This window comes from Micromonospora sp. WMMD1082 (assembly GCF_029626175.1).
Taxonomy (GTDB): domain Bacteria; phylum Actinomycetota; class Actinomycetes; order Mycobacteriales; family Micromonosporaceae; genus Micromonospora.
The window spans coordinates 6,409,308-6,431,839 of record NZ_JARUBM010000002.1; the positions used below are offsets into that span (position 1 = coordinate 6,409,308).

Below are 22,532 nucleotides of genomic sequence, written 5' to 3' on the forward strand. Positions count from 1 at the left end.
ACCCACCCGCGAGGCCGACGGCAGCGCACACACCTCGTGTGCGCGGCGCGGGCAGGTCTTCGGACTCGCGGGCGTCGCCGGGCGTCGCCCGGTCCTCCTACTGGCCGTCGCTTCCCGGACCCACCCGGGTCCAGTGCCGATGACGGCGGTCGTTCCCACTCACCGCTGCGGGGCAGTCCCGGACTTCCACCGGGTTCCCTCTTGCGACGCCCGACCGGGGTGGCCGGGCGAACCAGCGCCGCAGCCACGATATCCGCCGCCGGGATGGACCCGGGCACTCACCACCGCCGGTGTGAGGTTGCTCGCCCGACGGTCCGCTCCCCGCCGGGCCGGCCGTACGGTCTGCACTGCCGGTCGTAGCGGTGGCCGTGCGGGAATCGGTGGCCGTCCGCTCGTCGTGATGGCCGGCCGGAAATGGCGCCAGGCCGTGATCGCGGGTTAGCCTGCCCTAACTTGTCGGGGGAGTGAGGCGGGGATGGCACCGAGCACGGCGCGGCTGATCGGCGGGATGTTCTGGCGCCAGCGCCGGGACACCGCCCTGTGTGCCACCTTCTGGTCCCTGCACCAGGTGTGCGAGGCACTCGTCCCGGTGGCGATCGGCCTGGTCATCGACCAGGCCGTGGGGACGGGGTCGACCTCGGCGATGGTCTGGTCCGTGCTGGGCATCTTCGCGCTGTTCACCGCCCTCACCATGGGGTGGCGGTCGGGCTTCTGGTTCCTCTCCAAGGCGATGGTGGAGGAGTCGCACGCGTTGCGGATGCGGGTGGTCCGGCGCGTCGTCGGCGGGCGGGGCATCCGGACCAGACGCCAGAGCGGTGAACTGCTCTCGATCGCGACCTCCGACACCCAGTCCGCCGCCGAGTTGCTCGAACTGGGCAGCCGGGGCGTGAGCGCGCTGCTCGGCCTGACGGTGTCGACGATCGTGCTGCTGCGCATCGACTGGTCACTCGGACTCGGGCTGGTGGTGGGCGTACCGATCCTGGTGCTCGGGCTCAACGCGCTCGGACCGCTCGTGGGGCGGCACACGTCGGCGCAGCAGCAGGCCATCGGTCGGGCCGCCGCCACGGCGTCGGATCTCCTGCGCGGGCTCCGACCGCTGCGCGGCTTCGGTGGCGTGACCGAGGCCGCCCGCCGTTACCGTACGGCCAGCCGCACGTCGCTGCGCGCCAGCGTCGGCACGGTCAAGGCCGGTGCCACGTTCGTCGGCGCCTCGACGTTCACCACCGGCCTGCTGATCACGGTGGTGGCCGCCCTGGCGGGCTGGTACGCCCTGCAGGGGCGGATCACGGTCGGGCAGCTCATCACGATCGTCGGGCTGGCCACGTTCATCACCGATCCGGTGCTCAACCTCGCCGACTGCGTCTTCCGGCTGGCAACGGCCCGGGCCAGCGCGGCCCGCGTGGCCGAGGTGCTCGCCGCACCCGAACGGGCCCCGTCCGGCGTACGGGCGGCGCAGGCGGGCACGCTGGCCCTCGACGAGGTGCACACGCCCGGCCTGGACGGCGTCGGCCTCGCCGTGCGGCCCGGCGAGATGCTCGGTGTGGTCACCGGCGAGACCGTCACCGCCGATGACGTCACCGACCTGCTCTCCGGCGCGCGGTCGCCCGAGCGGGGCGAGGTGACGCTGGCCGGCACGCCGATGCGGGAGCTGGACGTCGACTCGCTGCGCCGGGCCGTGCTCGTCGAGCCGCACGGGGTCGACCTGCTCGGCGCCACCCTGCGTGAAGTACTGCAGACCGGGGACGACCGGGACGACGCCACGTTGAGCGCCGGCATCGCGGCGGCCTCCGTCGGTGACCTGCTCGCCGACGGCGACGCCGGGCTGGACCGCGAGCTGACCGACCACGGCCTGAACCTCTCCGGCGGTCAGCGGCAGCGGATCGCCCTGGCCCGCGCGCTGCTGGCCGACCGGCCGGTCACCGTCTTCCGCGACCCGACGACAGCGGTCGACGCGGTCACCGAGCACGCCATCGCCGAGGGGATCCGCGCCCACCGGACCGGCGACGGGCGAGCGACGATCCTGGTCACCACGAGCGCACCACTGCTCGACCGGTGCGACCGCGTCGTCTTCGTCCAGGGCGGCCGGGTGTCGGCCGTCGGGCGCCACCGCGACCTGCTCGCGCACTCCTCGTACGCCGAGGTGGTGGCGCGATGAGCGAACGTAGTGAGCGAATAATCCGGCTCAGTGCGATGGTGCCTCGTCGCGGCGCCGAGCGCAGCGAGGTGGCGCGATGAGCGTGCGTAGTGAGCGAATCATTCGGCTCAGTGCGATGGTGCCTCGTCGCGGCGCCGAGCGCAGCGAGGTGGCGCGATGAGCCCGGCGTCCACGATTCTGCCGGTCGCCGCCGGACGGGTGACCGCCGCGGCCTTCTGGCATGCGCTGCGGCGCTATCCGCTGCTCGCCTGGACGTCGGTCGCGGCGGCGACGGCGGCGAGTGTCGCCGCGGTCGGCGTGCCGATCCTGCTCGGCCGGCTGGTCGACCTGGTGGTTGCCGGCGGCACCGTCCGGTCGCTGCTGCTGACCTCGGCGTGGATCCTCGGCGCCGCCCTGGTCGCCGCGGTGCTGACCGGCACGGCCAACTGGCTGGTCACCGAGTGGGGCATGCGTGCCTGCGCCGACCTGCGGGAAGAGGTGCTCGACCGCGCGCTGCGGATGGACGCGGCCCGGCTGGAGAGCGCCGGGTCCGGCGATGTCGCCTCCCGGGTCACCGAGGACGTGGAGCGGGTCACCGACTCGGTCCGGCTGGCCGCGGGCGTCTTCGCCGCGCTGGTCACGGTGGTCATCACGTTCGCCGGCTTCGCGACGCTCGACTGGCGGATCGCCGCCGCGTTCCTGGTCGTCTTCCCGGTGTACGCGGTGAGCCTGCGTCGGTTCGTGCCCCGGGCGAAGCGGCTCTACGCCGCCGAGCGGGAGGCCGCGGCGGTGCGGACCCAGAGCCTGTTGACCACCTTCACCGGCGCCCGGACGGTCCACGCGTACGGCATGGAGGAGCGGCAGGGCCAGCGGGTCGAGCAGGCATCGCGCGGCGCCGTCGTCGCGCGGCTGCGCGCCGTCCGGGGATTCCTCTGGTTCGCGAACCTGATGAACTACACGGAGGCGATCGGGCTCACCGCCGTGCTGCTCACCGGGTTCCTGCTGGTACGCGCCGGTGACAGCACCGTCGGCGACGTCACCGCCGCCGCCCTGCTCTTCCACCGGCTCTTCGGCCCGCTCGGCATGCTGCTGATCTCGTTCAACGACATGCAGTCGGCCGGCGCGGCACTCGCCCGGCTCGTCGGCATCGCCGGGCTCGACGTGCCGCCGGCGCGGGCCGCCGATCCGGCCTCCTCGGGGCGTCCAGCCGGCATCACCGCCAAGTCGGTGTGCCACCGCTACCCCGGTGGCCCGGCCGTCGTGCACGACGTCTCGATCGAGGTCGCCGAGGGCGAGTCACTCGCCATCGTGGGCGAGAGCGGGGCCGGCAAGACGACCCTCGCGGCCATCCTCGGTGGCGTCTTCCCGGCCGCCGAGGGCCACGTGTGGCTGGGTGGCCGACCGATCGGCGAGCTGCATCCGGACGAGTTGCGGCACACCGTCGGCGTGGTCACCCAGGAGGTCCACGTCTTCGCCGGAACCCTCGCCGACGACCTGCGGCTGGCCGCCCCGCACGCCTCCGACGCGGAGCTGCGCGCCGCGTTGACGCTGGTCGGCGCCCACGGGTGGGTCGACGCGCTGCCCGACGGGCTGGGCACCCGGGTCGGCGACGGCGAACATCCGATCAGCCCCGGCCAGGCGCAGCAGCTGGCGCTGGCCCGGATCGCCCTGCTCGACCCGCCGATCGTCGTGCTCGACGAGGCCAGCGCCGAGGCCGGCAGCGCGGGCGCACGGCAACTCGAACAGGCCAGCGCCGCGCTCATCCGCGGGCGCACGGCTGTCGTCGTCGCCCACCGGCTCACCCAGGCACAGTCCTGTGACCGGGTCGCGGTGATGTCGCACGGTCGGATCGTCGAACTCGGCAGCCCCGACGAACTCGTCGCCGCCGGCGGCCGGTACGCCGAACTCTGGTCGGCCTGGCATCGCTGACGCCTGGTGCGCTCGACGGCGCCGAGGTCGTCTCAGCCGACGGGCAGGGTCGACTCGCGCATCACGACGCGGCTGGGGAACTCCTCCGAGCTGGGCACGGCACCGTCGATGGCCGCGAAGAGGCGCTGGCCGGCCACCGCGCCAAGGTGTTTGAGGTTCATGTCGATGCTGGTCAGGCGGGGGCGGGAGTGCGCGGCGATCGCCTCCCAGTTGTCGAAGCCGATCACCGACATCGTCTGCGGCACGTCCCGCCCGAGGTCGCGTAGCGTCTCCAGGACGCCGCGCGCGATCTGGTCGCTGCCGCAGAAGATCGCGTCGACCTCGGGATGCTGCTCGACGACCATGCGCGCCGCGGCTCGCCCCCAGGACTCGTCCCACGACCCGAAGTACGGCCGGTCGCCGACCAGGCGCAGACCGGCCGCCGCGAGTGTCGCCGCCGCGCCCTCGGCACGGTCCCTCGCCGCCTGGAACCCGGACTCGCCGGTGATGTGGGCGATGTTGCGCCGGCCGCACGCCAGCAGGTGCTCGATGGCGAGCCGCCCACCGCCCACGTTGTCGACCGTGATCGAGATGTCGGCCGGGTTCGCCGAGGGGGCGTAGACGTACACGACCGGGACGGGGATGTTGCCGGCCAGCGGCGGGCGGGGGTCGGTGCGGGAACCCACCACGATCAGGCCGTCCACCCGCCGGGAGAGCAGCGCCTGCACGTGGTGCTTCTCCCGGATCGCGTCGCCGCGCGCGTCGCACAGGAAGACCGAGACCTGCCCCGCCCCGAACGCGTCCTCCGCGCCCATCAGGATCGGGATCGAGAAGCGACCCTCCAGGTCGCTCGTCAGCAGGCCGACGGTCCCGGTCCGGCCACTGAGCAGCCCGCGCGCGAGCGCGTTCGGTGCGAAGGACAGCAGCTCCGCGGCCTCCAGTACGCGTACCCTGGTGGTCGCCCGCACCTCGCCGCGCCCGTTGATGGCCTTGGACGCGGTCGCGACCGACACCCCGGCGAGCTTGGCGACGTCGGTGAGTGTGGGCGTGCGGTTGACGGGGACCTCGGGCTCGGTGGTCATGGCTGCTCCCTCCAGCGACCGGCACAGGGTGTGGTGCGCCGCGACAGGCCGCCTCCGGAGTGCCGTGACCGCTCCTAGCGGAAGTAAATCTATAAAAGCTTTTCGAGGGCGTTTCGGTGCGGTTGCCGACCGGTAGAACCTCCCCGAGCCGCTCGTCTAGGCCGAAGACTACACGGAGGGGTGCGACCACCCGTTGGCAGGAAGGACCCGCCCGACCCGCGTCCCGAAAACTCCGTCGAAAGGTGGCGCCGGCACGACGGGCGCGTGGTGGTGGCGGTGCCCGGCCGGACACCGCCACCACCACCGGGCTAGCCGACGCTGATCGCGTCGTACTGCGCCTCGATCTGTGCGGTCACCGGCTCGCCGTCGACGCTTCCGGTGATCCTGACGGTCGCGGCGCCCGCCGGCACCGACCCGGCCCGGGTGTTGAACGCCTGGTAGGCGGCCCGGCCCGGGGCGACACCGGTCACCGTCCGTGAGCCGTACGCCGTGATCAGCTCGATGGTGAGCGGCACCTCGTCGGCGTTGTGCGCGCTGACCGAGACGTAGGCGTTGGTGCCGGTGACCTGCGCGCGGACCTGGACCTCGACGTTCCACGCGGGCGCCGGATCGAGTTCCCGGTCCGCCCGGCCGGCGTGCGAGACCACCGACTCCCGCTCCGCCGGGGTGAAGACCGCCGCCGCGACGAACTCGTCGGCGATGCGGGTGACGGTCGAGACGAACTCGCCGTGGCCGGCGAACGGCGCCTCGTCCCAGACCAGGTCGAGGAAGGTGGGGCCGTCGCTGCCGGGTGACTCGACGCCCGCCACGGGTACGTCGTAGTGCGGCAGACCGTCGTCGCGCTTGCGGTTGGGGACTCCGGTGTCGATTGATCCGAAGACGACCGTCGGCTCGATCCGCCGGAAGTACGACGAGGCGGCCTGCGTGTCGCCGATGTAGTACGGCCGCAGGCTGAAGCCCTGCGTGGCGAAGAGCCTGTCGCCCGCCGCCGTCGTGCTCGCGTGGGTGATCGCCGAGCGGGCGTAGTCACCGTCACGCTTCAGGTGGCGGTACAGGGACAGCTCGCGGTAGTTCCCGCCGCCCGGGTTCCCCAGGATCTGCATCAGTACCGGGCCCCAGAAGATCGACTGCGTGTCGGGACGGTCCGGCGCCCGTTCGATCCGGATGCTGAACGGCATCCGGATGTCGATGGTGTCGCCCGGTTGCCAGCTCCGGCGCACGGTCAGGTAGCTGCCGGGCCTCGGGTCGACCTGCTGGGGTTCACCGTTGATCGTCACGAGGAAGCCGTTGCGGACCCAGCCGGGCACCCGCAGCTTGATGTCGAGCGGACCGCTGCCGTTGACGGTCAGCGTGGTGCGGTCGTCGCGCGGATAACTGGTCTCCTGGGTGACGGTGAAGCCCCGCTCGGCCCAGGTCAGCGTCGACGACGCGTACAGGTTGACCCACAGCGTCCCGCCGTCGGCCGACTTGAAGTAGATCGTCTCCTGGTACTTGGTGTGGTTCTCGATGCCCGTGCCGCCGCAGCAGGTGCCGGTGTTGCCGTAGCTGCGGACGGTGCCCGGGGTCAACGGCTGGAAGTAGGTGACCTGCGGGTTGCTGACGTTCGTGGTGTCGGCGCGCGAACCGGCGATCTGGTTGAGCAGGCCGCGCTCGTAGTAGTCCAGGTAGGCCGGGTCCTGCTCGTGGAGGAACAGGTTACGCGCCAGCTTGATCAGGTTGTACGTGGTGCAGGTCTCCGCGCCGCCCTGGGCGATCGAGTTGGCGATGTTGCCCCGGTTCTGGAACAACTCGGTGTTGTTGTTGGAGCCCGGGTAGTTGCCGCTCGTACCGCCGTTGGCGTACATGCGGTGCGGCACGACCATGCCGAAGAAGTTCCTGGCGGCCTGGAGGTAGTCGCGGTCGCCGCTGTGCTCGTAGACGCGCAGGTAGCCGACGAACTGCGGCACGTGCGAGTTGGCGTGCAACCGGTCCGGACGGCGCCGCCCGGGATTGGTCTGCGGGGTCGTGACGAGGATGTCGCGGTTGTCGACGCAGGCGTCGAAGAGGGACTCGCGGTTGTCGAAGAGCCGGGCGGTGTCGAGGTGCTTCGCGTCGCCGGTGAGTGCGTAGATCTCGGGAAACACCTCGTTGGCCCCGCCGGTCTCGCCGGCGATGTAGAGGTCCCACATGTAGTTGAGATTGTCCCGGGTGATCGGCCCCGGGTACGCGGGATGGTTCTTGTCCCCGACGGTCAGCGCGAGGTGCGCCCAGTCGGCCATCGTGACGACCACGTCGAGGGCCCGCTGGTTGTCGGTGTGGTAGTACGCGTCGAGCAGGCCACGCATGATCTTGTGCTGGGTGTACCACGGCGCCCAGGTGTTGGTGGCCGTGTTGCCGCCGTACACCGCCCACCGGGGCGGACCGAGGCGCAGCACCGCGTCCTCGGGGATCGCGCCCAGGTATCCGGGGTGGGTCGGTGTCCAGAGGGCGGTCCCGCCGCCCTGGCTCGCCACGATCCCACCGTCGCGACCGTGGGGCGAGGAGTCCCTGATCGTGGAGCCGTCCTGCTCCTCGAACCGGTACCAGGCGATCGACCCGCCGCCGGTGCTGCCGGCCGGCGAGTCCAGCAACGACCGCACCTCCGGCTCGCCCAGCGCCCGGTCGAAGATGTGGAACTCGTCGACGGTGGCGTCCAGGTACGGATCCCCGTACTGGGATCGCCCGATCCAGCGGTTTCCGGGGTTGCCGAGGTCGGCCGGGCTGAGGGTCATGTTCGGGTTCCGGCCGACCTGCTGGCCGTTCACGTACAGCGTGCCGGTGTTCTGGGCGAGCGTGACGGCCAGGTGCACCCACTGGTTGGTCGGCAGCGCCGACGCGCCGTCGATCCGCTGCTCGGCACCGCTGCCACCGACCGTGATGGCGAACCTCGGCACGTTGCCGGTGACGCCGGCCCGCGCGGTCAGGAACATGTTGATCGTGGTGTTCTGACCGAAGTCGAACAGCCGGCTCCAGCTCTGGGCGGCGGCGAGATTCACCCAGGTGGCGATGGTGAAGTCGGTGAGCTGGCTGATCGCCTCCTGGGGCAGGGTCACGTACTGCGCCCGGCTGGCGCCGTTGAGGCGTAGGCCGCTGCCGAAGCGGGCCGGCACCCGCCCGATCGGCGGCTCCTGCGGATCCTCACCGCCCGGACCGCCGTCGCCCATCCGAGCGGTGATCGCGGCCTGGCATGCCGCCAGCTCGTCGACCATCCAGTCGAGCTTGCTCTTGAAGATCGGCTCTCCGTGGTCGGCGTAGCCCTGCGCCAGGGCCGTCATGAAGTGACCGGCCCAGTGTCCGCTGAGCAGCCCGCCGTCCTCCCACCCTCCGGGTACGGGAACGCCGGGCGGGTTCGGCCGGCCGGCCTGCTCGTTGAAGAGGACGAGGAAGCGCCGCTCGTCGAACTGCCGCAGATAGTGCTTCATGCGGTCGCGCTTCTCCTGGAGCAGGCCGTCGCCCAGTGTCACGTCACGCAGTGGGAACGGCCTGACCGGGGCGGTGCCGCCGGGACCTGGATCGTTCGGGATCGCGGCGGGCCAGGCCGGGCCGGGCGTGATCCCGGTGGGCGCCGCGGCATGGGCGGTGGCCGCCGGTAGGGCGCCCACGGCGGTCACCGCGGCGGCGCCGATGGCGGATGCCCGCAGAACGTGACGGCGGCTGACGGAAAGCTTGTCGGATTCGGCCACGTCAGGTCTTCCTTTCCGGTTCGGTGCTGCCGATCGGGGAGCCGCCCACCGCGGCGCGGGCGCGCGCCCAGCCCTCGTCCCGCGCGTCGGCGAGCAGCTGTGCGAGGTGCCGGCGACGCCGGCGGGCGATGGCCCGGTAGGCGAACAGCAGCGCGATGATCACGGCCGCGAGGGCCAGTTGTGGCCAGGGCAGGGTCCACACCGTCACGGTGGCCGCGCCGGGGCGGATCTCGGCGCCGGTCGGGTCACCGGCGACGACGGAGGGGGTCACCTCGACCGTCGTGGTGAGCCGTCCCCACCCCCAGACCCCATCCACCCGCGCCTGGACCTGCCGGCCACCGCCGGGCAGCAACTCCGCCACCCCGCCCCGCACGTCGCGGCCGGTCGCGCCGAACAACTCGGCGACCCGCACCCGGCCGGCGCCGGTCACGGCGACGTTGCCCGCGTTCGTCGCGGTGTAGCCGACGTGCACGGTGCCCGCGGTGAAGGGGTTCCAGGAACGCTGGTACCTGACGGCGAGGTCGCTGACCGCCAGCGCCGCGGTGACCGTGCCGCTGGCGCGCAGCATCAGCCGGAACCCGACCCGACTCTGCACCGCCACCGTCCCGGCGCCGCTGGTGATCGTCGCCGCGACACCGGCCGGGTGATCTCCCGGCGTCGCGTCCGGCGGCACGGTGATGGTGAACGGCACCACCGTCGTCTGCCCCGCCCCGACGGTGACCGTCTCCTGCACGTCGATCCAGGTGCCGCCGTCCACCGACTGCTGGTCGGCGGCGAGCATGTTGAAGCGCCCCTTGTCGGTCAGGTAGCCGTCGGCGGCCTGCAACGAGAAGACCACCGCCGAGTCGCTGAAGTTCCGCACCGCCAGGTGTTCGGTCACCACCTGGCCCGGATCGAGGGTGGTCTCGACCCACCGGCGGCCATCCGGGCCGCGCTCGTCGGCCGGCTGCACCGCCCAGGTCACCGTCGGGCTGGTGGGCTCCGCCGCGGCGGCGGGCGCGACCGGCCCGGCGACGACCAGCGCGACCAGCGCGGCGACCAGTCGCGGCAACGCCCCTGACGCGGTACGGATCATGACCAGGTCCCTTCGACACGGCGGGTGGCGGCGGTGGGGGCCGTCGCGCGACGGCCCCCACCCGGGCCTCACTCGAACAGGGACAGGGTCAACGTCGAGGTGTACGCACCCGCCGCGACGTCCGCCGGGGTACGCAGGAACAGGTCGGCGTTGACCGCGTACTCGGCACCGGCCACCGCTCCCGAGTCGAACGTCGACACCAGCAGTTCCTGGTCCACCAGGCCGACGTTGTTGCCCGGCTGCGTCGGCTCGTCGAGGACGGTCACCACCTCCTCGCCCTCACTCACCAACCCGGTGTCACCGCCGTCCAGCAGGCGTGGCTTCCAGCCCAGGTGGCCGGCGCCGATCGGCGCCTGGCCGGCACTCCCGACGAAGTCGGTGGCGCTACCCAGCACCGCCCACGCCGCACCCTCCGGCACCTCGTCCGCTGTCCGGGTGTCGGTCACCGTCACCGTCGGCAGGGTGCCGGTGAACTGGCGCACCAGCAGCGTCGAACCGTCCTCGGACAACGCGACCGAGTCTCCGGCGATCGACAGCGCCAGCACCCCTGGCTCGGCGATCTCCTCGATGTCGACCGTCACCTCCACGTCGGCGCGGTCCCCAGGGTCGGCCAGGGCCGGTGACGACACCGCCACCGTCCCGGCCAGCAGGGCACCGGTGGCACCCGCGGCGAACAGCCGTCTGTGATTCCGTGTACTCATTCGACACTCCACTGTCGGTCGTTGGTTACTGGGCTTGCCGGGCGTCACCGACACAGGTGACGCCGGGGTGTTCCGCGGAACGGACGGTCGTCACGTTCTGACCGTCGACCGGTCCGGTGACCCGGACGGTCGCCGCACCGGCCGGCACCGAGGCCGCCCGGGTGGTGAACTGCTGGAAGGCGTTCGCCCCCGGCGCCACGGCCGGCACCGACCGCTGGCCGTACGGCGTCACCAGCACGATGTCCACCGGAGCGTCATGGTCGTTACGGGCCTGCACCGCGACGTACGCCGTGCCGGCGACACACCGCGCCTGCGCGGCCACCGTCATCGGCAGCCCGGGTGGGACGCCCTGGTCGTCGGCGAAGACCCGCCACTCGGTGATCGCCACCGCCGAGTGGGTCGTGCCGTTGCCGTTGGCCCGGACCGTGGCCCGGACCCGTCGGGTGGTGACGGGGTCGAAGGAGACGGTGTTGAACGCCGTGGTGCTGGTGCCGTAGGTGGACGCGCCGGTCACGTCGCGCCAGGCCGAACCGGCCTCGTCCCAGTGCTGGAGGACCCATCCGTCGGGCTCGGCCACGCCGTCGCCGCTGCCCTGGTTGGCGTCCCGCCAGAACTTCAGCTCGGTGCCCGTGACGCGGACCGGGCGGGTCCAGTCGTACTGGACCCACTGGGTGGCCGGACGGGTGCCGGACCAGGTGCCCCAGATCTGCGCCTGGCTCGGGTTCGGTGGGTCGGCGTTGTCGTTGAGCGCGGTGAGGCTGTTCCACCCCGCGGTGTAGGAGGCGGTCGGGGTCGCGATCGGCCCGATGTTGCCGGTGAGTGGCCCGGACAGGTCCGCCGGGATGGCGACCGTCCGGGCGGTCTCCAGGTTTCCGGCCACGTCGAACGCGCGGAACGACACGGTGTGCCGGTTCCCGTCCGGTGCCGCGATGGCACCGCCGTAGGCGGTCCACGCGCCGGTGCCGATGGCGTACTCGATCCCGGCGACCCCGGAGGTCGCGTCGCTCGCGGTCAGCGTTACCGACCGGGTGACGCCGTGCACGGTGGCGACGCTGACCGGTGCCGTGGCGTCGATGCGTACCGCGAGCGTTTCCGGTGCCGAGACGTTGCCGGCGCGGTCGGTCGCGGTCGCCGTGACGGTGTGCCCGCCGTCCCCGGTGACGTCGACGTCGACCGACCGGACCGGTGCCGCGACGACCGGCTGGCCGTCGTCCACCCGGGCGGAGATGGTCAGTCGGCCCCCACGGTCGTCGACACCGGCGACCCGGACCCGGACCGCGGACCGGAACCAGCCCGCGCCGCCGGCACTGCCACTGGGCGTCAGCGTCACCGTCGGTGCCGTCTCGTCGCCCTCGGTGTCGTCCGGGGAGACCACGGTGACCGGCGCGGAGACCCGCCCGGCGGCGTGACCGAGCACGGTGCCCCGGATGGTGAACGTCCCCGGCGCCGCGACGTCCGCCGGCGTCACCGGGTCCCAGAAGACCGGCACCCGCAGCGTCTCCGCGCCGAAGGAGACGGCCAGGGTGTCGGGCAGGTCGACCTCGTCCACCTCCACCGTCATCGCGGGCGCGGTGACGGAGTCGGGCGGCGCGGCGAGGATCTTCCACTCCTCGACCGCCACCGCGGAGTAGGTGCTGCCGTTGGTCGACGCGTCGAACACCGCCCGGACCTGCGTGGTGGTCACCGGGTCGAAGGTGGTGTTCTGGAAGCCCTGGGTGCCGGTCGGGAAGCCGCTCGGGTTCGGCACCTCGGCCCACCGCCCGGCGTCGAGGTCCCAGTACTCGATGCGCCAGCGGGCCGGCGCCGCGACGCCCACGCCGGTGCCCTGCGGCTGGTCGTTCCAGAAGTCGATCTGCGAGCCGGAGATCCGCATCGGCTGGTCCCAGGCGTACTGCACCCACTGCTGCGGCGGGTTGTTGCCGGTCCAGGTCCCCCACATGTCCGGTGGCAGCGGGTTCGACCGGACGATCTCGTCGTTGAGCGCCCGCACCCAGTACTGGGTGGGCACCGGCTCGTTGGAGACGCTGACCCGGGCCTCCTGGGCGATGTTCGGCCGGGGGGTGAGGTCGCGCCCCCGGGCCGGCGTCGGCGTGACGAGCTTGATCCGTGGCGGGGTCAGCGTGTCGTCCCACTCGACCGGGTCGATCGCCACCGACCGGCGGAAGTGGCCACCGCCCACGGCGTCGGCGGTGTGGTACGCGAGGTACCACCGGCCGTCGAACTCCAGGACACCCGGATGGCTGGTGGTCGAGGAGACCGGCCGCAGGAAGGTCCCCCGGTAGGTCCACGGCCCCTCCGGCGACGCCGCCGTGGCGTAGGCGAGGCAGGCGTGGTAGTTCGCCGGGGTGCACGGCGAGGTCGGGCCGGCGTTGTTGCCGGCGTACGCCAGGTAGTAGGTGCCGTGGCGGGTGAAGGCCCACGCTCCCTCGAAGAAGCCGGTCAGGCCGGTGACGGAGCGCGGGCTGCCGGTCGGGGTCTTCATGTCCTGCTGGAGTTCGAGCATCCGGAGCTGGCCGAAGGAGCCCCACCAGAGGTAGACGCGCTGGTGGGGTGCCTCGCCGTCGACCAGGATCGTCGGGTCGATGTTGTGGATGGTGTTCGGCGTGGGCACCCGCTGGGAGATGATCGGTCCACCCGCGTGGTCGGTCCACGGGCCGGTCGGGCTCTCCGACACGGCCACCCCGATGGCGAACCTGTCCGGAGCCGGGCTGTCCCGCTCGTGGATCGGGACGTACCAGTAGTAGCGGCCGTCGACGCCCCGGACCACCTGGCCGGCGTACGCGCGGCCGGGGGTCGCCCAGGCGAAGACGGCCTCCGGGCGCAGCAGCGACGGGAAGTGGGTCCACTCGCCGGCCTCGACGTCGGTGGTCCGGAACGCGCCCCACTCGTTCATGACGAAGTCGTTGGTGGACGGTCCGGCCTGGTCGTGGCCGGTGTAGAGGTAGAGCTGGTCGCGGTCGGTGGCGTTGCCGGGTGCGCCGGCCGGCACCACGACCGGGGCCGGGTCGGCGGAGTAGTAGCTGCCGTCGCCGAGGATCGGGTTGACGGTGTTGGTGAAGGTGTACGACTCGGGTTCGGCGGCCTGGGCGGGGCTGGCGATCCCGGCCGGGCCACCGGCGACGAGCCCGGCGACCGCCGCCACGGCGACCGCCCTGCGCAACCGGCGCGACGGCCGGGAGGTGGGTGCGGCGGCGCCGCGCCCCACGGTGGTGTTCACGGTGTCGGTCTCCTCACGGTGACGCGGGGGGTGGTGGCGGCGCCGGTGTCGGGCGCCGCCACCACGAGGGCTAGCCGCAGTTGAGCGCGCCGAACGGCGCCGGGATCTCCGTGGTCACCGGCGCGCCGTCGACCGTGCCGGTGACCCGCACCGTCGCGGTACCGGCCGGCACCGATCTGGCCCGGGTGTTGAACGCCTGGAAGGCGGACTTCCCGGCGGCCACGTCGCCGACCGTGCGCGACCCGTACGGCGTGACCAGCTCGATCGTGAGCGGCACGTCCTCGGCGTTGCGTGCGGTGACCGCGACGTAGGCGTTGGTGCCGGTGCACTGGGTGCGGGCCTGCACCTCGACGTCCCACGTCGGGGTCTGCGGCGGGTCGCCCACGGTGAGGGTCAGCGTGGTCCGGGTGGCACCGGCCTCGCTGACGTACGGAGGCAGGATCAGGTCACCGATGACGGTGTAGCGACCGGGGGTGTCGACGACGGTTTCGTCGAAGTCCCAGTCGACACCGATGGCCTGGTTGTCCCGGGAGCCGTCGTTGTAGGAGACCTCCACCTTGTCCGGCAGGTAGGGCAGCTCCCCCACCTCGACGGTCTGCGCGAACGTCTCGGCTCCCTGGATCGAGATGCCGCCGGTGGACATCTCCGGCCGCACGTAGATCCGGGCCTCGGCGATCAGCCCGTACGCGTCGTTCGTGCCGTAGACCACGAACGGGTCGACGTTGGGCTCGGCCACCTGCTCGGTCGTGATCTCCTGCCAGGTGAACGCGACCGTGCCGCGCTCGCCGCTGGCGTAGACCGCGTCGAGCGTGCCCGGCAGGGTCGGCACCTCGCCGACACCGGTGCGGATGAGCACCGGCGAGCGGACCGAGTCGACGGTCTCGCCGTTGGCCCGCCAGCGCAACACACCCGTGCCGGCGCCGCCGCCCTGCACGCCCCAGATGCGGATCCGCAGGTAGCTGGTGGTCACCGGGGTGAACCCGAAGCGGTTGTAGGCGTTGGCGACCAGCCCACCGGCGTACGTCGAGCCCTCGGTCAGCGTGACCGGCGTCCAGGTGGTCCCGTTCTCCGAGGTCTCGATGGCGTACGTGGTGGCCGTCGGCCGGCGGGTGCCGCCGTTGTCGTCGTACCAGTAGATGTCGGTCGACGACAGCCGCACCGGCGCGGTCCACCGGTACTGGATCCACGCCGTGTTCGCCACGCTGGTGCCGTTCTGCGGCTGGCCCCAGGTGCCCCAGCCGTTCCCGGCGCCCGGGTTCGAACTGTTCGGGGTGGTGGCCTCGTTGACCCGCGAGTGGTTCTCCCACGACGCGCTGCCGCTGGTGCTGATCGTCGCCGAGGAGCCGAACTCCGCCGTGACCTCCCGCGCGGTGAGGGTCAACGCCACGGTCGCCACCGACCGCTTCTCGCCGTCGTCGGCGAAGAACCGGAACACGTAGTCGCCGGCAACCGTCCCCGTCACCCGGGTCGCCAGCGCCGTCGCGTCGGCGAAGATGACGCCCGCTCCCTCCGGCGCGGAGACGGTCTCCCAGCCGAAGGTCAGCTCGCTGTCGTAGGGGATGCCGTCGTCGGACGCCGTGCCGACCAGCCGGGTCGACAGGTTGCCGTCGCCCGCGCCGTCGCGCCCGGCGGTGACGACGGGTGCCTGGTTGGCGACCTCCGGTACGTCGCGTCCCGAGTCGAAGACCTGGATCTCGGAGACCGCGGTGAAGAAGGTCGGATTGTTCGTGAACGCGATGCGCAGCTTGTCCGAGGTCACCGTCGCGAAGAGCGCCTCGTTGAACTTCGCCGACGGGACGGTCGGATTCTTGAACTGGTCCGGTACCTCCCGCCAGCCGCCGGCGCCGTCGGGCACCTGGACCCACCAGCGCGCGGGCTCGCGGTAGCCACCCGCCTGCCGGTCGCTGACGAAGAACACCTTCACGTTGTCGAAGGACTTCGCCGACCCCAGGTCGAGTTCGATGTGGCCGTTGCGGTCGGTCGTGCCGTAGTTACCCCAGTACGGCTCGTTGGCGGTGACCCCGTCGGTGACGGCCGCCAGCGACACCGGCCGCTCGGTCACCGAGATCGCGCCGGGCGTGTGGTTCATCGAGGTGGTGCTCCAGCCTGGTGTGTGGAACTGCCGCCACGGCGTCGGCCGCACGCCCTGCTGGGTGTACGACGAGCCGAGGTCGGCGCCCGCCGCCAGGTTCGGTGCGTCCTCGGTGAGGTCGATACCGGCCGTCTTGAGATAGCCGACGACCCGTTCGTCGGCGATCGGGGTGTCCACCGCGCTCGGGAAGTCCGCCCCGGTCGTCGCGGTGAAGGTGACGCTGAGGCCCTCCTCGACCTGGACCTGGTTCGTGTTCGGGTCGTAGGTGAGCTTGCCGAGCCTGTCGGTGCTGACCTTCCTCTCGCCGTTGAGGAAGAGGCTGTAGCCGGCACCGAGACCGTACCTGCTGCCGTCGGGGTCCCAGACGATGGTGACGTCCTGCCCGTGATAGCGCAGATTGTTGACCATGAAGTGGTCGTAGCCGAACCTGATCGGCCACAGCTCGATCTTCTCGTCGGCACGCGGCTGGATGCCCGCCATGTCCTCGACGAAGATGTAGTTCATGTTGCCGAGCATGATGTGGTTGGGGTTGTTGCGGTTGTAGGTCCTCGCCGCCGCGTTCCAGTTCGAGTAGTACTCGGCCTGGTTCGCGACCCGCAGATCGCCACCCGGGTAGATGCTCCAGGCCATCCAGTCCAGCAGCCGCTTGGCGTAGGCCGGGGTGATGTACTTCTGCTCCGGGTCGTAGTGGCGCAGCGCCGAGCGGACACCCCGGTACTGCACGGTGAAGTTGATGTTGGAGAAGTTGTTGGAGCCGCCGATCCCGTAGGCCGACCGGTCGTACTGGTTGGCGGTGTAGAACGGGAAGATCGGGAAGTTGTCGCCGTAGGTCAGGAAGCGGAACCCGTCCACGTAGGTCTGCCACTGGTCGAACGGGATGAGGTTCTCGGCGTAGATGTCGTAGAGGTTGGACTCCTTTGCCGGGATGAGGTTCCGGGCCGAGGCGGGCAGCGGATTGGCCCGGCCGTTGGAGCTGGCCGCGCTGGTGGCGCCGTGCGACGTACCGGCCAGGAACATCCGCGTGTCGGGGCTCCACAGCCGGTCCAGGATCGCGTCGCGGATCTGGGTCGCGCCGGTCGCCATCTCGTCGACCTTGGCCTGGTCGGCGCCGGAGATCTGGTAGAGCTGCCGGGCGGCCTCGAACGCTCCCCACACGTACGCCGACTCGGGGCGCTCGATCGTCCGGGCGCCGGGTGCGCCGGCATTGGACTTCGGGTAGCCGAACGTGATGGCGTCGGCGTCGTTGCCCGGCATGTAGTTGGTGTCGTACGCGATCAGCTTGTCGTTGTTGCCGTCGTAGTGCTCAAGTTGGCCGACGCCGTCGCCCTCGAAGTAGCCGGCGAACTTCCGGGCGATCTCCCGGCCGCCGCCGTGCACCTGGTACGCCTCAAGCCCCGCGGTCCCGAGGTACTGCGAGTAGTGGTTGTTCCAGCTCGTGTGCCCCGGACTGTCCAGGAAGGCCGAGGAGCCGGAGAGTTCACCGATGTTCAGGATCTGGCCGTACGGCAGGTAGGGCGTACGCAGCCACTTGGTGTCCTGCAGGTGCATCGGCTGGGTCAGCGCGACGGCGTTCTGGTAGAGGTTCACCCCCTCGATCGTCGTCGGGTACTGGTAGACGTGCCCCGACGCGTTGGCGTCGAGCGAGTTGTAGCGCTCGCCCCACCAGCGGTAGACGATGGCCTTCTCCAGGGCGGGATCGGGCACGTTGATGTAGGGCACGTCCTGTGCCCAGCGACGGTTGAAGTCGGTGATCCCGGTGCGCACGGCCTCGGCCGGCGACAGCTGCGCGTACTCCCGGTAGCTCTCGACCGTGTCGGGCAGCGTGGCCGAGGAGACGGCGGCGACGACCGACAACGACACCGAGCCGCCGGCCGGCACGGTGATCTCCCGGTCGAGGTTGCTGCCGGTGCGGGTGAAGCCGGCACCGGTGAGGTCGACCCTGATGGTGTCCCACGCCGTGTCGACGAGTCCGTTGTTGGCGCCGCTGGTGATGGTGCGGGTGCCGGTGAGCGCGGCGTCGCCCGTACCGGCCTGGGTGGCCAGCGGTGACGCGGCACGGACGGTGAGGGTGGCCGCCGAGCCACCGGGGTTGGCGAAGTCGATGGCGGTGACCGCGACGTTGTCGTAGGTGATGAACTTGGTCAGGTCGGCGGTGACGCCGGTGGTCCCGATCGTGTACCGGCTCCTGGCGTGGCTCGGCGCGTTGAACCGGTTCGCGTTGACCTCGGTGACGGTCTGCCCGGGCACCGTGACGGTGTAGAGGTTGCCGAGGTTGTTCGGGCCGCCGACGTACGCGCTGCCGGCGAAGCCCATGGTGGTGAAGTTGTTGTTGCTCGCGCCCCGCAGGTACAGGGAACGGCCCCGGGTCATCAGCACCGCCGACCCGAGGGTGCCACGGACGCCGAGGATGCGGTCGAGGTAGTAGTCGGTGCCGCCGCCGGCGAGATCCCGGTCGAAGATCGACTGGTGCATGTTTCCCGCCGTGAACGGCACGCCGGGCCGGAGTTGGTCGGCGACGTCGCCGACGTTGCTGTAGACCGGGTCGCCGATCTCCATGGCGTGGTTCTGCCCGTTGGTGTAGACCCCGACGTCACCCTCGTTACCGGGCAGGACGGGACCGGCGGCGTGGGCCGCGGAGGGCACGCCGACCATCCCTCCCATGACCAGCGCGGCCAGGGCGCCCCAGAGGGGCACCCGCCGCACGCGTCTCCTGCTCATCTTCTTTCCTCCTCGTCATCGGTGCCGCTGGCCGGGTGAGGCGTCACCAGCGATGCACCCCGGTGGTGGTGTGCGAGTTAGCGCTAACATCGGGCCCGCCCTCAGGCCGGTGCCGGCTGGTCGGTGACCGTGGGGAGCCAGACGCGCATGGTCGAGGGGCCACGGTTGGCCCAGGCGTGGTACGGCACGAGCGCCACCTCGTCGAGCGCTTCGCCGACCACCGGCGCCGACTCGACCGCGTCGGTCAGGTAGGGCCATTCGTGGTCTCGCGGGCGTACGCGCCGGCAGCACACGGTGACCCGGCCGTCGACCAGGCGGGGCGGCTGGCTGACGTCCACGCGCAGCTCGTCGACGGACTCGACGCCCGGCACGTCGACGGACTCCAGGGCGAACACGAGCGGGCCGTGTTCCACCGCCACGCAGCCACGGACGGCGTCGATGCGCGGATCCGGGTAGGTGAAGCGGGGCACCGTCGGCAGGGACAGCACGACCTCGTCGCCGCGCCGCCACCTCCGGTGCTCGGTGACGGTGCCGGGGCCGACCGGCCGGGTCTCCCCGTCGACGGTCACCGTCGCACCCCGGGCCGCCCAACCGGGCACCCGCAGCGACAGCGACCAGGGACGGTCGTCGTCGGTGTCGATCCGCACCCGGATGGTCCCGTCGTGCGGGTAGTCGGTCGCGACGGTCACCCCCAGGTGACGCCCGTCGGCGAGGCGGTGCTCGACGGTGCCGGGCAGGTACTGGTGGAGTTGGAGGCCCTCGTCGTCGACCGTGGCGACGTACGCGGTCAGGCTGGCCAGGGTGCGGGCGACGTTGGTCGGGCAGCACGACACCTCGAACCAGGGCGCCCGCAGCGAGGCCGCCGCGCGCAGGCTGGGCCGGTCGGCGTCGGGGCGGGTGCCCAGCTCCCGGCGGTGCAGCGTGTTGGTGTAGAAGAAGCTCCGCCCGTCCGCCGACGGCGAGGTCGACACCACGTTGAACAGCGTCCGCTCGATGAGGTCGGCGTAGCGGGGATCGCCGTCGGCGAGCAGCAGCCGCCACGCGAGCATCACCGAGCCGACACCGGCGCAGGTCTCCGAGTAGGCCCGGTCCGGGGGCAGCACCCAGTCCTCGCCGAACGCCTCGTCCTGGTGGCGGGAGCCCTGCCCGCCGGTGACGTAGGTGCGCCGCGTCACCGCGTTGCGCCACTGGTGGCGTACCGCCTCCAGCAGGCTGGCGTCCTTCAGTTCGACGGCGACGTCGACGGCGCCGGCGGCGAGGTAGTTCGCCCGCACCGCGTGCCCCCGCAGCACGGTCGCCTGCCGGACCGGAAGCTCGTCCTGGAAGTACTCCCGGCCGAACTCCACGTCGCTGAGCCGGCCGTGACCGCGCCGGTCGACGAAGAGCGCGGCCTGAGCCAGGTAGCGGTCCTCGCCGCAGGTCCGGGCGAGTTCCACCAGCGCGGTCTCGATCTCCGGGTGCCCGCAGAGGCCGTCGATGCCGTCCGGGCCGAACGTGTCGCACACGTTGTCGGCCGCCCGGCAGGCCACTGCGAGCAGCCCGTCGTCCGCGCCGGGACGCGTCCGGGCGCGGGCGACCGCGGCTTGCAGGAGGTGGCCGACGCAGTAGAGTTCGTGGCCCCATTCGAGGTCGGACCAGCGGGGCGCCTGACCGGGGCGACCGAACATGGTGTTGAGGTAACCGTCGGGCTCCTGTGCCGCGGCGACCCGTCGCACCGTCGCCCGGAACCGCGACTCGGTCCGCGCGTCGCCCGTCCGGCCGATCTCCCACGCCATCGCCTCGAGGAACTTGTAGATCTCCGAGTCGGAGAACTCGCGTCCCCGGCGCCCGTACGGGAGGCCGCCCCGCGCGGCGAGGTCGAAGTTGCCGATCCAGCCCTCCCGCTCCAGCCAGTGTGCGATGTGGTCGAGGGTCGCCGTGCCGTTGATCGACTGACGCTCGGCCCAGAATCCGCCCGTGCCACGCACTGCGTCCAGCCCGAGCGGCCGGAGCCGGCCACGGACCGGCAGGACAGGCGCGGCCATGGGTACGGTGCCGCTCATGGTCATCCCTTCAGCGCGCCGGACATGAAGCCGCGCACGTAGTGTCGTTGGAGCAGCAGGAACAGGACGATGCACGGGAGGGCGAGAACGACGACGCCCGCTTCGGTCGCCCCGTAGTCGACGACACCTTGGACCTGGCCGCGCAGGTTGGACACCGCGAGCGGAAGGGTCATGCGCTCGGTGTCGTTGATGAGAATCAGCGGCGCCATGAAGTCGTTCCACGCGGCGAGGAACGCGAACAGCCCGACGGTGATCAGACCGGGCTTCACCGCCGGCAACAGCACGCGCCAGAGGGCGCCGAACGACGAGCATCCGTCGACCAACGCGGCCTCGTCGAGTTCACGGGGCACCGCCTCGAAGGAGATGCGCATCAGGAAGGTGGAGAACGGCAGCTGGAACATGGTGAGCACGAGGGCGACACCGACCAGGGAGTTCTGTAGCCCGACCTGGTTGAGCAACACGTAGAGCGGGATCAGCAACGTCGCGTACGGGACCATGAGGATGGCGAGCGTGACGAGGAACAGGATGTTCCTTCCCGGGAAACGGAACCGCGCGAACGCGTAGCCGCCGAGGAGGGAGATCAGCAGCGTCAGGGCGACCGCGAGCAGCGAGACGAACGTGGAGTTCGCCAGGTAGCGCCAGACGCCGGCCTGGTAGTTGGCCAGTGTCTGGTAGTTGCCGAGCCCCCAGCCGTCCACCTGGTTCGTGCCGGCCTGCGGGGCGACCGAGGCGACCGCCGTCCAGACCAGCGGAGCCAGGAAGATGAGCCCCACCGCCCCGGTGAACACCCAGTACGGCGTGCGCAGCGCGATGCCGGCGATGGTGACGCCGGTGGGCCTGGTCGGCCGGGCCGGCGGCGTGCGGATGGGCAGAGGTGTTCCGCCGGCGGCGGTCGAACTGGATCTGGACACGACGACCATCGGCGTCAGCTCTCCTCGGACCGGAAGGCGCGCAGTTGCAGCGCGTTGATCAGGATCAGGGCCAGCAGGACGATCACGGAGAGGGCGGCCGCCACGCCGAGGTCGTTCTGCCCCTGGAACGCCACCATGTAGATGAGCTGGACGACGGTGATCGTGCTGTTGTCCGGACCACCCTTGGTGAGGATGTAGAACTGCTCGAAGGCGAGCAGGGAGCCGGTCACGCAGAGCACGGTCGTCAGCGCCAGCGTCGGGCGCAGCAGCGGCAGGGTGATCTTCCGGAAGGTCTGCCACCGGGTGGCGCCGTCCGAGCGGGCGGCCTCGTACACGTCCGCCGGTATGCCCTGCAGGCCGACCAGCATGAGCACCATGTAGAAGCCGGCGTAGCGCCACACGATGAGGAAGGTGGTCGAGAAGAGCGCCGCGTTCGGGGAACCGAGGAAGGTGATGCCCAGCTGGTCCATCACGGGTGCCAGCGGGCTCGCGTACGGCGAGTAGAGCACGTAGAACAGCAGGGACGCCGAGGCCAGGCCGAGGGCGCTGGGGATCAGGAACGAGGCCCGCATGAGGTTGTTCCACCGGCTCGACTCCTGCACGAGCAGGGCCAGGCCCAACCCGAGCACCAGCAGCAGTACGGTCGCGAGCACGGTGTACTTGACGGTGAACACGACGGAGTCGGTGAAGAACCGGTGGTCGATCGCCTTGACGAAGTTGTCGGGGGCGTTGATCCCCTGGTCACCGGCGAGCAGCGGCCACCTCGACACCGACATCTTGACGACCAACAGCAGTGGGATCGCGAAGAGCGCGACGACGAACACCGCGGTCGGTGTCGCGTAGAGCCAGCCGAGCAGGGCCTGCCGGCCGCGGGGGCGCGCGCGGCCCCGCGGCGCCGCACTGGGCGGGCGGGACGGTGCGGTGACGCTCATCAGCACGGGCCTCTCGTCG

Annotated in this window: 11 protein-coding genes and 1 riboswitch; of the genes, 2 read left to right on the top strand and 9 right to left on the bottom strand. The window is 71.5% G+C overall.

Annotated elements, in window-relative coordinates; all coding sequences use genetic code 11:
* Positions 1 to 53: 53 nt before the first annotated feature.
* Positions 54 to 203: riboswitch (cobalamin riboswitch) on the bottom strand.
* Between the two features lie 272 nt (positions 204 to 475).
* A complete protein-coding gene (locus O7615_RS29620; RefSeq protein ID WP_278181079.1) occupies positions 476 to 2,155 on the top strand; it encodes an ABC transporter ATP-binding protein in 1,680 nt (559 codons plus the stop codon).
* Positions 2,156 to 2,311: 156 nt separating this feature from the next.
* On the top strand, positions 2,312 to 4,063 hold the full coding sequence (locus O7615_RS29625; protein WP_278181080.1) for an ABC transporter ATP-binding protein: 1,752 nt from the start codon (positions 2,312 to 2,314) through the stop codon (positions 4,061 to 4,063).
* Positions 4,064 to 4,095: 32 nt separating this feature from the next.
* On the opposite strand, the gene O7615_RS29630 is transcribed toward O7615_RS29625, so the two are convergent.
* From O7615_RS29630 to O7615_RS29670, 9 genes are all read right to left on the bottom strand, one after another.
* Complete coding sequence (locus tag O7615_RS29630; protein ID WP_278181081.1) at positions 4,096 to 5,124, bottom strand: LacI family DNA-binding transcriptional regulator; 1,029 nt, start codon at positions 5,122 to 5,124, stop codon at positions 4,096 to 4,098.
* 308 nt (positions 5,125 to 5,432) lie between these two features.
* Positions 5,433 to 8,825 carry a beta-L-arabinofuranosidase domain-containing protein gene (locus tag O7615_RS29635; protein ID WP_278181082.1) on the bottom strand — a complete coding sequence of 1,131 codons (3,393 nt, stop codon included), beginning with the start codon at positions 8,823 to 8,825 and terminating at the stop codon, positions 5,433 to 5,435.
* Position 8,826: 1 nt separating this feature from the next.
* Positions 8,827 to 9,900, bottom strand: coding sequence for a hypothetical protein (locus O7615_RS29640; protein ID WP_278181083.1), 1,074 nt, complete (start codon positions 9,898 to 9,900; stop codon positions 8,827 to 8,829).
* A gap of 68 nt (positions 9,901 to 9,968) precedes the next feature.
* Complete coding sequence (locus O7615_RS29645; protein ID WP_278181084.1) at positions 9,969 to 10,601, bottom strand: hypothetical protein; 633 nt, start codon at positions 10,599 to 10,601, stop codon at positions 9,969 to 9,971.
* A gap of 25 nt (positions 10,602 to 10,626) precedes the next feature.
* Positions 10,627 to 13,818, bottom strand: a complete 3,192-nt coding sequence (locus O7615_RS29650) for a family 43 glycosylhydrolase (protein ID WP_278181085.1) — start codon at positions 13,816 to 13,818, stop codon at positions 10,627 to 10,629.
* Between the two features lie 70 nt (positions 13,819 to 13,888).
* Positions 13,889 to 18,628 (bottom strand): Ig-like domain-containing protein, encoded by a 4,740-nt coding sequence (locus tag O7615_RS29655; RefSeq protein WP_278181086.1) that lies wholly within the window; start codon positions 18,626 to 18,628, stop codon positions 13,889 to 13,891.
* Between the two features lie 101 nt (positions 18,629 to 18,729).
* The gene (locus O7615_RS29660; RefSeq protein WP_278181087.1) at positions 18,730 to 20,670 is read right to left on the bottom strand and encodes a beta-L-arabinofuranosidase domain-containing protein; all 1,941 of its coding nucleotides are present in this window, start codon (positions 20,668 to 20,670) and stop codon (positions 18,730 to 18,732) included.
* Between the two features lie 2 nt (positions 20,671 to 20,672).
* Entirely contained in the window at positions 20,673 to 21,590 is a 918-nt protein-coding gene (locus O7615_RS29665) for a carbohydrate ABC transporter permease (RefSeq protein ID WP_278181088.1), read from the bottom strand.
* Between the two features lie 5 nt (positions 21,591 to 21,595).
* Positions 21,596 to 22,513 carry a sugar ABC transporter permease gene (locus O7615_RS29670; protein WP_278182281.1) on the bottom strand — a complete coding sequence of 306 codons (918 nt, stop codon included), beginning with the start codon at positions 22,511 to 22,513 and terminating at the stop codon, positions 21,596 to 21,598.
* Positions 22,514 to 22,532: the final 19 nt, after the last annotated feature.

Bases quoted from the DNA above. Each gene is read 5' to 3' on its own strand.
- O7615_RS29640 (WP_278181083.1), bottom strand. From the start codon at position 9,900: ATGATCCGTACCGCGTCAGGGGCGTTGCCGCGACTGGTCGCCGCGCTG.
- O7615_RS29645 (WP_278181084.1), bottom strand. From the start codon at position 10,601: ATGAGTACACGGAATCACAGACGGCTGTTCGCCGCGGGTGCCACCGGT.
- O7615_RS29665 (WP_278181088.1), bottom strand. From the start codon at position 21,590: ATGGTCGTCGTGTCCAGATCCAGTTCGACCGCCGCCGGCGGAACACCT.
- O7615_RS29670 (WP_278182281.1), bottom strand. From the start codon at position 22,513: ATGAGCGTCACCGCACCGTCCCGCCCGCCCAGTGCGGCGCCGCGGGGC.
- O7615_RS29625 (WP_278181080.1), top strand. From the start codon at position 2,312: ATGAGCCCGGCGTCCACGATTCTGCCGGTCGCCGCCGGACGGGTGACC.
- O7615_RS29630 (WP_278181081.1), bottom strand. From the start codon at position 5,124: ATGACCACCGAGCCCGAGGTCCCCGTCAACCGCACGCCCACACTCACC.
- O7615_RS29620 (WP_278181079.1), top strand. From the start codon at position 476: ATGGCACCGAGCACGGCGCGGCTGATCGGCGGGATGTTCTGGCGCCAG.
- O7615_RS29655 (WP_278181086.1), bottom strand. From the start codon at position 18,628: ATGAGCAGGAGACGCGTGCGGCGGGTGCCCCTCTGGGGCGCCCTGGCC.
- O7615_RS29660 (WP_278181087.1), bottom strand. From the start codon at position 20,670: ATGAGCGGCACCGTACCCATGGCCGCGCCTGTCCTGCCGGTCCGTGGC.